Source organism: Herbaspirillum sp. WKF16 (assembly GCF_028993615.1).
Lineage (GTDB): Bacteria > Pseudomonadota > Gammaproteobacteria > Burkholderiales > Burkholderiaceae_D > Herbaspirillum.
The window spans coordinates 2,258,170-2,270,469 of record NZ_CP118632.1; the positions used below are offsets into that span (position 1 = coordinate 2,258,170).

Consider the following 12,300-nt stretch of genomic DNA (forward strand, 5'->3'; position numbering starts at 1 on the left):
GGCGGCTCAGGCGCGGCCCGAGAGTTTCCTGGCGAAGGCGACGATGCGCTGCGCTGCTTCCAGGCATTCATCGACCTCGGCCACCAGGGCCATGCGGATGCGGCCGGCGCCCGGATTGATGCCGTGCGCCTCGCGCGCCAGGTAGCTGCCGGGCAGGACGGTGACATTATATTCGGCGTACAGGCGGCGGGCGAACTCCGTATCGCTGATGCCCAGGCCGTCGACCCTGGCCCACAGGTAGAAGCTGGCGTCGGGCAGCGCCACGTCCAGCACCTCCTGCAGCAGCGGGGTGACCTGGGAGAATTTCTTCACGTACTTGGCGATGTTGTCCTGCACGTGGGTTTCGTCCTGCCACGCCAGCACCGAGGCGGCCTGGATCACCGGGCTCATGGCGCCGCCCTGGTAGGTGCGGTACAGCAGGAATTTCTTGATCAGCGCGGCGTCGCCGGTGACGAAGCCCGAGCGCATGCCCGGCACGTTGGAGCGCTTGGACAGGCTGGAGAAAGAGATCAGGCGCTCATAGCCGCGGCCCAGCTTGCGCGCGGCCTCCATGCCGCCCAGCGGCGGGTCGTTCTTGAAATAGATTTCCGAGTAGCACTCGTCGGAGGCGATCACGAAACCGTAGCGGTCCGACAGCGCGAACAGTTCCTTCCAGTCCTCCAGCGACAGCACGGCGCCGGTCGGGTTGCCCGGCGAGCACACGAACAGCAGTTGCACGCGTTGCCAGACCTCTTCCGGCACCGCGCCGAAATCGGGCGCGAAGTTGCGCGCCGGGTCGGAGTTGACGAAGTAGGGCTGGGCGCCCGACAGGTAGGCCGCGCCCTCGTAGATCTGGTAGAACGGGTTCGGGCACATCACCAGCGCGCCCGGCTTGCCGGGATCGATCACGGTCTGCGCCAGCGCGAACAGCGCCTCGCGCGAGCCGTTCACCGGCAGGATCTCGGTGGCCGGATCCGGGCGCGGGATGGCGTAGCGGTTCTGCAGCCAGTCGGCGATGGCGCCGCGCAGCGCGTCGCTGCCCAGCGTGGCCGGATAGCTGGCCAGGCCGGCCAGGTTGTCGGCCAGCGCTTTCTGGATGAAGGCCGGCGTAGGGTGCTTGGGTTCGCCGATGCCCAGGCTGATCGGGCGGAAGGCCGCGTCGGGCGTGATGCCGGCGAACAGCTTCTTGAGCTTTTCGAAGGGGTAGGGCTGCAGTTGGTCGAGTAGGGGATTCACGGCGCTGAACTGGAAAAGCCTCGCAGCCGGTCCGCGCAACCTCGCGGGCGGCCTGTGCAAAGGGCAGGGGGAAAGTTTCGGATTATACCGTCATTGCAACATCGGATGAACCGCCGGAACCAGGCCGGGCATTGTCGAAACGGCCTGCGGAAAACGCTTTCCGATCGGAAAGTTCTTGTCGCTTCGTCATGTGGCAGCGCCGCAATCCGCAAAATCGCGGGTGCGATGGCGGTGTATTCAGGCGATTGTCGGGCTTGCTTATGGCGTATCTTCGCGGTTCGCCAAATTATTTGCCGGCAACATTGCGCCGGCAGCGTTATACGGAGAACAACAATGAAAAGCCTCAAAGCGCAACTGCTGTCCGCCCTGGTGGTGATGTGGGTGGGCTTGCTGTTGCTGGCGGCATGGTCCGCCTTCAGCGCCCGCGAAAACATGATCAATGAACGCAAGGACGGCCTGCGCCGCGTGGTGGAGGCCGCCAATGGCGTGGTCGCCAGCTACGTCGGCGATGTCGCCGCCGGCCGCATGCAGAAGGCCGACGCCCAGAAGGCGGCGCTGGAGCGCATCGGCGCCATGCGCTACGACGGCGACAACTACCTGTTCGTCTTCGACTCGCAGCCGGTGGTGCTGCTGCTGCCCTCCAACAAGGGCATGGTCGGCAAGAACGTGGCCGACCGCAAGGACTCGGAAGGCAAGGCCTACTACACCGAGATGGTGAAGGTCGGCAAGGCGGAGAAGAAGGGCTATGTCGAATACATGGGCCGCCTGCCGGGCACCGACGACAGCAACCGCACGCCCAAGATGAGCTACGTGATCCACAACGAGGACTGGGACTGGTTCATCGTGACCGGCGTGTTCCTCAGCGACGTGCAGGCGCACTTCCTCAACAACCTGTTCAAGCTGCTGGGCATCCTGCTGGTGGTGGGCGTGGTGGTCTCGGCCATGATGCTGGCCATCATCCGCCGCATCACGCGCAGCCTGGGCGGCGAGCCGGCCTATGCGGTCGACATCGCCACCCGCATCGCCGCCGGCGACCTGACCGTGCGTGTCGATACCCGCCCCGGCGACAGCAAGAGCCTGCTGTTTGAAATGGCGTCCATGCGCGAGCGCCTGGCGCAGGTGATCAAGGGCATCCACCAGGGCACCGACGCCATCGACATCGGCGCGCGCGAGATCGCCGCCGGCAACCTCGACCTGTCCTCGCGCACGGAAGAGCAGGCCGGCTCGCTGGCGACCACCGCTTCGAGCATGGATGCGCTGACTTCCACCGTGAAGCAGAACGCCGACAACGCGCGCCAGGCCGGCCAGCTGGCCAACAGCGCCTCGGAGATCGCCAGCCGCGGCGGGGAAGTGGTGGGCCAGGTGGTGCAGACCATGGAAGGCATCACCGAAAGCTCGCGCAAGATTTCCGACATCATCGGCGTGATCGACGGCATCGCCTTCCAGACCAACATCCTGGCGTTGAACGCCGCGGTGGAAGCCGCGCGCGCCGGCGAGCAGGGCCGCGGCTTCGCCGTGGTGGCCTCCGAAGTGCGCAGCCTGGCCCAGCGCAGCGCGCAGGCGGCCAAGGAGATCAAGGGCCTGATCGAGGATTCGGTGCAGCGTGTGGGCAGCGGCTCCGACCAGGTGGCCCGCGCCGGCGAGACCATGGGCGAAGTGGTGGCCGCGGTGCGCCGCCTGACCGACATCGTCGGCGAGATTTCGGCCGCCTCCGAAGAGCAGCGCCATGGCATCGAGCAGGTCAACCACGCCATCGGCCAGATGGACCAGGTGACGCAGCAGAACGCGGCGCTGGTGGAAGAGGCCGCCGCCGCCGCCGGCTCGCTGGAAGAACAGGCGCGCCGCCTGAAGCAGGCCGTGGCGACCTTCCGCGTGGAAGGCGGCGAGGCGGCGCCGGCCGTTGCCGCAGCCGTGTCGCCGGCGCCTGCGCCGGTACGTGCTGCCGCCAAGCCGGCCGCCCCGCGCGCGGCGGCCAAGCCCGCGCTCAAGACGGCGCCGGCCCCGGTCGCCAAGCCTTTGCCGGCGCCCGCCGCCAAGGCCGCTCCCAAGGCGCCGGCCGGCGACGACGGCGAATGGGAAACGTTCTGACCGGACTCTTTGCGCTGCATGAAAAAACGCCGCACCCGCGGCGTTTTTTCATGGGGAGAACGGTCACGCAGGCGTCAGCCGCCGAAGCTCTTCACTCCCTGCCATAGCGATGGGCCGGCCTGGTAGAGCGTGTAGGGCGGATTGACCTGGGTGCCGTCGGCGGCAAACGAGATCGGACCGGAGGCGCCCTTGTACTGCATCTTGTGCAGCTCGGCCGAGAGCAGCCTGGGATTGGCGCTGTCGACCCGCCGCATGGCCTCGATCAGCATGCCCACCGCATCGTAGGAAAACATGGCGTAGGCGCTCAGCGCGGAGTCGTACTTCTTGCGGTAGTTCTTCTCGAACTCGGCATAGCCGGGGCGCTTGTCGACCTGCAATCCATGCAGCAGCACGCTGGAGCCCTCCGGATACAGCCCGGTGCGCGGGAATTCCAGGTTGACGCCGCCGCCGGTGGCCAGCAGCCTGCAGGCCAGGCCCACGCGTTTGCATCCCTGCAGCAGGGCCATCACCTGGGGCCCGATCGCGGTGAAAAACATCAGGTCGGGATTGGCCGCCTTGATGCGCAGCAGCGTGGCGCTGAAGTCGGAGCTCTTGCCGCCGACCGATTCGCGCGCGACCACGCCGATGCCAGCCTTGCGCAGCCTGGCAATGTAGTCGTCGGCCAGCGACGCGCCCAGTTGGGTGCCGTTGTCGAGCACGGCGACGCGGCGCGCCTTGAGCAGATCGCCGCTGATGTCGGCCAGGTAGGAGGAGGTGATGTCGCTGTTGCCCAGCAACTGGAACACGTTGCGGTAGCCGCGCGCGGTGAGGTTGCGGCCGGTCGAGGTGGGGCTGATCATGGGGATGCCGGCATCCGCATAGATCGGGCTGGCGGCGATGCTGGTGTCGGTGCTGACGTGCCCGATCACGCCGCTGACGTTGGCGGCGACGAAGGAGTTGGCGGCGATGCGGGCGAAATTCGGTTCGGACTGGTCGTCCACCACCGTCAGCGCGAAGCGCACGGCCTTGCCGCCGATGACCAGGCCGCGCTGGTTGGCCTCTTCGATCGCCAGCAGGGCGCCGTCGCGCGCGCTGAAGCTCAGGTTGCTCTGCTGCTTGACGCCAAAACCGCCGGCGAAGCCGAGGTTGACGACCTGCTCCTGCCGCGCCGCCGGCGCGTTGCGCGCGGCCGCGCCCAGCATCAATGCGCCGGCGCCTGTCAACAGGCGCCGGCGCCATTGCGATACGGTCATGGATCCCCTTGTCTGGTATGCGTCGTTGCGTTCCCGGTGCCGATGCGGGCGTGGCCGCTCGGTCATTGTCGGCTTCACTATACCTAAAGTCGGGGGCGCATGTATGGCAGCGCAGGAAATGGCGCGCGCGGGGAGGCCGGCGGGTGCCGCGGGCGGCCTGTGCAAGCCGTTTTTGGCCTGATCCGGCGGCTGCGATGTTATGATACCGGCCTTTCCGGAAGCAAATTTTCCGCTTTCAGCCAACCCGTTTAATTTGTCGATAACGTGCGTCTAACTTCCATTAAATTGTCAGGCTTCAAGTCCTTCGTCGAGCCAACGCATTTCCAGGTTCCGGGGCAGCTGGTGGGCGTGGTCGGGCCGAACGGCTGCGGCAAATCCAACATCATCGACGCCGTGCGCTGGGTGCTGGGCGAATCCAAGGCATCCGAGCTGCGCGGCGAGTCGATGCAGGACGTCATCTTCAACGGCTCCACGCACCGCAAGCCGGCCGGGCGCGCCTCGGTGGAACTGGTGTTCGACAACTCGGCCGGCAAGGCCGCCGGGCAGTGGAGCCAGTACGCCGAGATCGCCGTCAAGCGCACGCTGACGCGCGACGGCACCTCGTCCTACTACATCAACAACCAGGCGGTGCGCCGCCGCGACATCCAGGACATCTTCCTGGGCACCGGCCTGGGCCCGCGCGCCTACGCGATCATCGGCCAGGGCATGATCTCGCGCATCATCGAGGCGCGTCCCGAGGAGCTGCGCATCTTCCTGGAAGAGGCCGCCGGCGTCTCCAAGTACAAGGAGCGCCGCCGCGAGACCGAGAACCGCCTGCACGACACCACCGAAAACCTGACCCGCCTGGAAGACATCCTGCGCGAGCTCAACGCCAACCTGGAGAAGCTGGAAGCCCAGGCCGCCGTGGCCAAGAAATTCCACGAGCTGCAGAACGACCAGGAAGAGAAGCAGAAGCTGCTCTGGCTGTTGCGCAAGAACGAGGCCAAGGCCGAGCAGGAGAAGTTCTTCAAGGAGATCGAGCGCGCCCAGATCGACCTGGAAGAACAGACCGCCAAGCTGCGCCACGTCGAGGCAGAACTGGAGCACATGCGCCAGGCGCACTACGGCGCCGGCGACCGCCTGCACCAGGCGCAGGGCCACCTGTACCAGACCAACTCCGAGATCGGCAGCCTGGAGGCGCAGATCAAGTTCGTCATCGAATCGCGCAACCGCCTGCAATCGCAGCTGAACTCGCTCACCGCGCAGCGCGACCAGTGGCAGCGCCAGGGTTCGCAGCAGCAGGACGAGCTGGCCGAGGCCGAGATCGCCCTGGAAGAATTCGGCATGCGCGTGGAGCAGGCGCAGCAGGCCGTGCACAACACCAACGACAGCCTGCCGTCGCTGGAACAGGCCTGGCGCGAATCGCAGTTGAAGACCACCGAGTCGCGCGGCAAGATCATGCAGGTGCAGCAGCAGATCGAGCTGCAGTCCACGCACCAGCGCAACGCCTCCAACATCCTCTCCGGCCTGGCTTCGCGCCGCGAGCGGCTGATGCAGGAGAAGAACGGCATGGCCATGCCCGACGACGTGCACCTGGCCAATCTCAAGCTGCAGCTGGAAGAAAAGCAGGCCTCGCTGGAAGAGGCCAACATGTACCTGGAAGAAGCCCAGGAACAAGTGCCGCGCCTGGAAGAGGAGCGCCGCGCCGCGCAGGAACTGGTGAGCCGCGAGACGTCCGCCAACGCCCAGCTGGAAGCGCGCCTGTCGGCATTGAAGCAATTGCAGGAAAGCGTGCAGGCGCAAGGCAAGGTCCAGCCCTGGCTGGAAAAGCACGGCCTGGCCGAGCTGCCGCGCCTGTGGCAGAAGCTGCACATCGAGCAGGGCTGGGAAACCGCGCTGGAAGCGGTGCTGCGCGAGCGCATGTCGGCGCTGGAGATGTCCAACCTGGACTGGGCCAAGGCCTTCTTCTCCGACGCTCCGCCGGCCAAGCTGGCCCTGTACGCGCCCAATGCCGGCGCGGCCCAGCCGGCGCCGCAGGCGGCCAACGGCTTGAAGCCTTTCATCAACCTGCTGCAACTGAACGACCCGGGCCTGCGCGCCCTGATGAACGACTGGCTCAACGGCATCTACGTCGCCGACGACACCGCGACCGCCTTCGCCGAGCGCGCCACGCTGCCGCTGGGCGCCTTGTTCGTGACCCGCCAGGGGCACGTGGTAAGCCAGTCCAGCGTGCGTTTCTACGCCTCCGATTCCGAGCAGGACGGCATGCTGGCGCGCCAGCAGGAAATCGAGAACCTGACCAAGCAGCAGCGCGCCCAGTACATGCTGGCCGAGGAGGCCAAGGGCCGCGCGGTGCGCGCCGAGGCCGCGCTGTCCGGCGCCTCGCAGCGCCTGCAGGAGCTGCGCCAGCGCACCGGCGCGCTGACGCAGTCGGCGCACAGCCTGCAGATCGAGGTGATGAAGCTGGCCGAGGTGCAGGAGCGCTTCAACCAGCGCAGCACCCAGATCACCACCGACCTGGAGGAAATCTCCCTGCAGGAGGCCGAGCAGCAGCAGGTGCAGGCCGAGTCCGAGGCCCGTTTCGAGCAGCTCGACATCGAGCTGGCCGAGCTGCAGGAGCAGCACGAGAACGGCCAGACCGACTACCTGACCCGCGAGCAGCAATTGAACGACGCCCGCGCCCGCCTGCGCGAGCTGGAGCGCTCGGCCCAGGAGACCGAGTTTGCGGAGAAGTCCCACCGCAGCAAGATCGAGGAATTGAAGCGCGGCATCGCCACCGCCCTGGAGCAGGCCGCGCAGTTGTTCGCCAGCATGCAGCAGGGCAGCCTGGAGCTGGAAAGCCTGGACGACCAGGCGGCCCAGGCCGGCCTGCAGGAACTGCTGGATCGTCGCAGCGACCAGGAACGCGCGCTGGCCGATGCCCGCCACGAGCTCGACCAGCTCTCGCAGCAGCTGCGCACGCATGAGGAAAACCGCATGCAGGCCGAACGCAGCCTGCAGCCGCAGCGCGACCGCATCACCGAGCTGCAGCTGAAGGAGCAGGCCGCGCGCCTGAACCAGGAGCAGTTCTCCGAAGCGCTGGCGCAGACCCAGGCCGACGAAGCCGCGCTGTCGGAAAAGCTGACCGCCGACATGCGCCCGTCCTACCTGCAAGGCGAAGTGACCCGCCTGACCAACGCCATTGCGGCGCTGGGCGCGGTCAACCTGGCCGCGCTGGACGAACTGGCCACCGCTTCCGAACGCAAGCATTTCCTGGATTCGCAGCACGCCGACCTGAACGAGGCGATCACCACGCTGCAGGACGCGATCCACAAGATCGACATGGAAACCCGCGACCTGCTGCAAGACACCTTCGACAAGGTCAACCATCACTTCTCGGAACTGTTCCCGGTGCTGTTCGGCGGCGGCCAGGCCAAGCTGATCATGACCGGCGACGAGATCCTGGACTCCGGCGTGCAGGTCATGGCGCAGCCGCCGGGCAAGAAGAACGCCACCATCCACCTGCTCTCGGGCGGCGAGAAGGCGCTGACCGCGACCGCGCTGGTGTTCTCGATGTTCCAGCTGAACCCGGCGCCGTTCTGCCTGCTCGACGAGGTGGACGCGCCGCTGGACGACGCCAACACCGAACGCTTCGCCAACATGGTCAAGCGCATGTCGGCGCACACGCAGTTCCTCTTCATCTCGCACAACAAGATCGCGATGGAGATGGCGCAGCAGCTGATCGGCGTGACCATGCAGGAGCAGGGCGTATCGCGCATCGTGGCGGTGGACATGGAGTCGGCGGCCAATTTCTCGAGCGCCGAGCAGGCCGCCTGAGGCCGGGCCGCAGGCGGCACTCTTGCCGGCAATGCAACATTCGCCGACAAGAGCCTGCACAGCGGCTTCCCGGCCTTTGTCGGCTTGACAAGCAAGGGGCGGAACACTACCCTGAATGCCTTGTCATACAAGCCCGGCTTGAGGTGTTTTTTCAGCCGGATACGCTTTTTTGAGGCCCCCACGGGCCATGAAAAATAACAATATCTTGACCGCGATCTTGCCGCTGCCAGTTCGTTCTACGCATTCGATGCACTTGAGAAGCGCCGCCCGGGCCCGGCCCGCGCCGGCGCATCCTTCATGGATGCGGCGGCTTGCCGCCATGAAGGCAAGCGCGGTTCAGGCCCCCTTGGATTTATAGGATTCGGATTCCCTCAATGAGCAGCTTCTTCGAGCCGACCATGCCACGCAGCGCCGACGCCGGCGCCTACCAGCCAGCCAACTCCCCGGGGCGTGCAGCATGATGGATCTTCAGACCAGCCTGATCGTGATCGGCGGCGTGTTCGTCGTCGGCGTCATCTCCTATAACAAGTGGCAGGAACACAAGGCGCGCAAGACGGTGGAGCGCGCCTTTTCTTCGTCCCATGACGACGTCCTGATGTCGCCCGACGAGCAGGTCGCGCCCGGCGAATACGCCGCGCCGGCGCCGCTGGCCGAGCGCGAGGCCGGCTTCGCGCCCGCCGCCCGCGAGCAGGGCGACGACGAGCGCATGGAACCCGGCCTGTACGAGATGCCCGAGCGCAAGCCGGTGACGGCGCCGGTCAAGGCCTACCTGGACCAGGCCGAGTTCGAGCAGCGCGAACCCTACCTGGGCGACGCGCCGCAGGCGGCCGAGGCCGATCGTCGCGTCGACGCCGCCCTGGCCGAGGCCCTGGCGCAGGCGCCGCAATCGACGGTGGCGCAGGTCATCGCCGGCGCCGAGGAGCAGGTCGAGGCCGCCGCGGCCTTCACCGCACCGCCGGAAATGCAGGCGCGCCTGGCGCCCAAGCGCGAATTGCCGGTGGACGAACTGATCGACTGCAACATCCCGATCGCCCTGGAGAATCCGCTGCGCGGCGACAAGCTGTTGCCGGCGCTGCAGAACCTGCGCCACGTCGGCAACAAGCCGGTGCACTTCATCGGCCGCACCGCCGAAGGCGACTGGGAGGCGGTGGCCCACGGCGGCGTCTACACCGCCTTGCTGGCCGGCGCCCAGCTGGCCAACCGCAGCAATGCGCTCAACGAGATCGAGTATTCCGAGCTGGTCATGCGCCTGCGCGACCTGACCGATTCGCTCTCGGGCGAGCCGGAACTGCCGGACATGCCCGACGTCATCCGCACCGCCCAGGCGCTGCACCAGTTCATCGCCGACCATGACGTGCAGTTGTCGGTCAACGTGCGCACCACCGGCGCGCCCTGGAGCCTGGCGACGCTGCTGGCGGCGCTGACCCGCCAGGGCTTCGATCGCCGCACCGAAGGCTACCTGGTGATGCAGGACGGCGAGGGCGAGGTGCTGTTCGCGCTCTCGACCAACGCCACCCAGGCCGACGAGACCACCGACCGCCTGACGCTGTTGCTGGACGTGCCGCGCGTATCGCCGGCGCGCGACGGCTACGGCGCGCTGGTGGCCTGCGCCCGTTCGCTGGCGGCCCGTCTTGGCGGCGCCATGGTGGACGACAGCGACCAGCCCCTGTCCGACGCCTCGCTGGCCGACATCGCCGAGCAGGTCTCGGCCTTCTACAGCGCGATGGAGTCGGCCGACATCCCCGCCGGTTCCACCCGCGCGCTGCGCCTGTTCAGCTGAGGGGCATGATCCCCTCCACCCGAGATGCCAACAGATTTGTTTTCCGCAGGACGGCCCCCGGCAGGGGCGCCGGACTGGCTGGTTCGCGCGCATGAGCTGCGCGCCGACCTGAACCGCCACAACCACAGTTACTACGTGCTGGACCAACCCAGCATTCCCGACGCCGAATACGACCGCCTGTTCCAGGAACTGCAGGCGCTGGAAACCGTCCATCCCGAACTGGCGACGCCGGATTCGCCGACCCAGCGCGTGGGCGGCGCGCCCTTGCCGCAGTTCGATGCGGTGCGCCACGATATCCCCATGCTGTCGTTGGGCAACGGTTTCACCGACGAAGACATTGAAGCCTTCGACAAGCGCGTCATGGACGGCCTGGAGTCGCTGCAGGAGATCCGCTACGCCACCGAACTCAAGTTCGACGGCCTGGCCATCAGCCTGCGCTACGAGAATGGCGTGCTGGTGCAGGCCGCGACCCGCGGCGACGGCGCCACCGGCGAGAACGTCACCGCCAATATCCGCACGGTGCGCGCCATCCCGCTGCGCCTGCATGGCGACCAGGTTCCGGCGGTGCTGGACGTGCGCGGTGAAGTGCTGATGTACAAGGACGATTTCGCGCGCCTGAACCAGCGCCAGCGCGACGCCGGCCAGAAGGAGTTCGCCAATCCGCGCAACGCCGCCGCCGGCAGCCTGCGCCAGCTGGACTCGCGCATCACCGCGCAGCGCACGCTGCGCTTCTTCGCCTACGGCATCGGTGTGCTGGAAGGCATGGAGATGCCGGCCTCGCATTCGGCGCTGCTGGACTGGTACCAGCAGCTTGGCCTGCCGGTGTGCAAGGAGCGCGCAGTGGTCGCCGGCGCTGCCGGCCTGCTGGCGTTTTATCGCGGCATCGGCGAAAAGCGCGAACGACTGCCCTACGAGATTGACGGCGTGGTCTACAAGGTGGACCGGCTGGACCAGCAAAAGCAGCTGGGTTTCGTCTCGCGCGCACCGCGCTTTGCGCTGGCGCACAAGTTCCCGGCGCAGGAGGCGCTGACCGAGGTGCAGGACATCGAAGTGCAGGTCGGCCGCACCGGCGCCATCACGCCGGTGGCGCGCCTCAATCCGGTGTTCGTGGGCGGCGTGACCGTGACCAACGCCACACTGCACAACGAGGACGAAGTGCGCCGCAAGGATATCCGCATCGGCGACACCGTCATCGTGCGCCGCGCCGGGGATGTGATTCCGGAAGTGGTCGCCTGCGTCCCGGAAAAACGCCCGGCCGACGCGCGCGCCTTCGTCATGCCGACCGAGTGCCCGGTATGCGGCTCGCCCATCGCGCGCGCCGAGGATGAGGCGATTGCCCGCTGCACCGGCGGCTGGCTGAAATGTTCGGCGCAGCGCAAGGGCGGCTTGCAGCATTTCGCCTCGCGTCGCGCCATGGATATCGAGGGCCTGGGCGAACAGCTGGTGGAGCAACTGGTGGACAGCAACATCGTCACCACGCCTGCCGACCTGTACCGCCTTGGGCTGCTGGCCCTGGCCACGCTTGACCGCATGGCCGAGAAGTCGGCGCAGAACGTGCTGGCCGCGCTGCAGAAGTCCAAGGACACCACGCTGGCGCGCTTCATCTATGCGCTGGGCATCCGCCACGTCGGCGAGGCCACGGCCAAGGAGCTGGCGCGCCATTTCGGCGGCCTCGACAAGATCCTGGCCGCCAGCGAGGAGCAATTGCTGGAGGTGGCCGATATCGGCCCGGTGGTGGCCGCATCCATCCGCGCCTTCTTCAGCGATGCGATGAATGTCGAGCTGGTGGAACAACTGCGCGCCGTAGGCGTACACTGGCCGGAGAGCGAGGGCGCCGACAGCGGCCCCAAGCATCTGGCCGGCAAGACCTTCGTGCTGACCGGCACGCTGCCCAACATGTCGCGCGACGAGGCCGCGCGGCTGGTCGAGGCGGCCGGCGGCAAGGTGGCCGGCTCGGTGTCGAAGAAGACCAGCTATGTGGTGGCCGGCGCCGAGGCCGGCAGCAAGCTGGCCAAGGCGGAAGAGCTGGGCGTGCCCATCCTGGATGAGGACGGTCTCAAGGCGCTGTGCGCCGGGGCCGGGCAGGACGCCCCGTCAGGCTCATGATGTCCATGAGGCCTTCGGTTTGTTGTCGAATTTGAATCAGGGCGTCCGGTTTGTCCGGGCGCTTGAATGAATAACACTTCCCCA

At 67.1% G+C, this 12,300-nt stretch carries 6 protein-coding genes; 4 read left to right on the top strand and 2 right to left on the bottom strand.

The window, feature by feature from the left end:
* Positions 1-6: 6 nt before the first annotated feature.
* Positions 7-1,215 carry a succinyldiaminopimelate transaminase gene (gene dapC, locus Herbaro_RS10360; RefSeq protein ID WP_275013736.1) on the bottom strand — a complete coding sequence of 403 codons (1,209 nt, stop codon included), beginning with the start codon at positions 1,213-1,215 and terminating at the stop codon, positions 7-9.
* Positions 1,216-1,548: 333 nt separating this feature from the next.
* Here dapC and Herbaro_RS10365 point away from each other — a divergent pair, with 333 nt between their 5' ends.
* On the top strand, positions 1,549-3,303 hold the full coding sequence (locus tag Herbaro_RS10365) for a methyl-accepting chemotaxis protein (protein WP_275013737.1): 1,755 nt from the start codon (positions 1,549-1,551) through the stop codon (positions 3,301-3,303).
* A gap of 74 nt (positions 3,304-3,377) precedes the next feature.
* Here the strand turns inward: Herbaro_RS10365 and Herbaro_RS10370 are convergent, their stop codons facing one another.
* A complete protein-coding gene (locus tag Herbaro_RS10370) occupies positions 3,378-4,535 on the bottom strand; it encodes a branched-chain amino acid ABC transporter substrate-binding protein (RefSeq protein ID WP_275013738.1) in 1,158 nt (385 codons plus the stop codon).
* A gap of 264 nt (positions 4,536-4,799) precedes the next feature.
* Between Herbaro_RS10370 and smc the strand changes: the two genes are divergently transcribed.
* The 3 genes from smc to ligA all read left to right on the top strand — a co-directional run bounded on the left by smc (position 4,800) and on the right by ligA (position 12,216).
* Positions 4,800-8,330: a chromosome segregation protein SMC gene (smc, locus tag Herbaro_RS10375; RefSeq protein ID WP_275013739.1), complete on the top strand. Its 3,531-nt coding sequence runs from the start codon at positions 4,800-4,802 to the stop codon at positions 8,328-8,330.
* 457 nt (positions 8,331-8,787) lie between these two features.
* Positions 8,788-10,110 carry a cell division protein ZipA C-terminal FtsZ-binding domain-containing protein gene (locus Herbaro_RS10380; protein WP_275013740.1) on the top strand — a complete coding sequence of 441 codons (1,323 nt, stop codon included), beginning with the start codon at positions 8,788-8,790 and terminating at the stop codon, positions 10,108-10,110.
* Positions 10,111-10,134: 24 nt separating this feature from the next.
* Positions 10,135-12,216, top strand: coding sequence for an NAD-dependent DNA ligase LigA (ligA, locus tag Herbaro_RS10385; protein ID WP_275013741.1), 2,082 nt, complete (start codon positions 10,135-10,137; stop codon positions 12,214-12,216).
* The last annotated feature ends 84 nt before the right edge of the window (positions 12,217-12,300 follow it).

Excerpts from the sequence above, each read along its gene's own strand:
- Herbaro_RS10365 (WP_275013737.1), top strand. The coding sequence starts at position 1,549 with ATGAAAAGCCTCAAAGCGCAACTGCTGTCCGCCCTGGTGGTGATGTGG.
- Herbaro_RS10370 (WP_275013738.1), bottom strand. The coding sequence starts at position 4,535 with ATGACCGTATCGCAATGGCGCCGGCGCCTGTTGACAGGCGCCGGCGCA.
- Herbaro_RS10380 (WP_275013740.1), top strand. The coding sequence starts at position 8,788 with ATGATGGATCTTCAGACCAGCCTGATCGTGATCGGCGGCGTGTTCGTC.
- ligA (WP_275013741.1), top strand. The coding sequence starts at position 10,135 with ATGCCAACAGATTTGTTTTCCGCAGGACGGCCCCCGGCAGGGGCGCCG.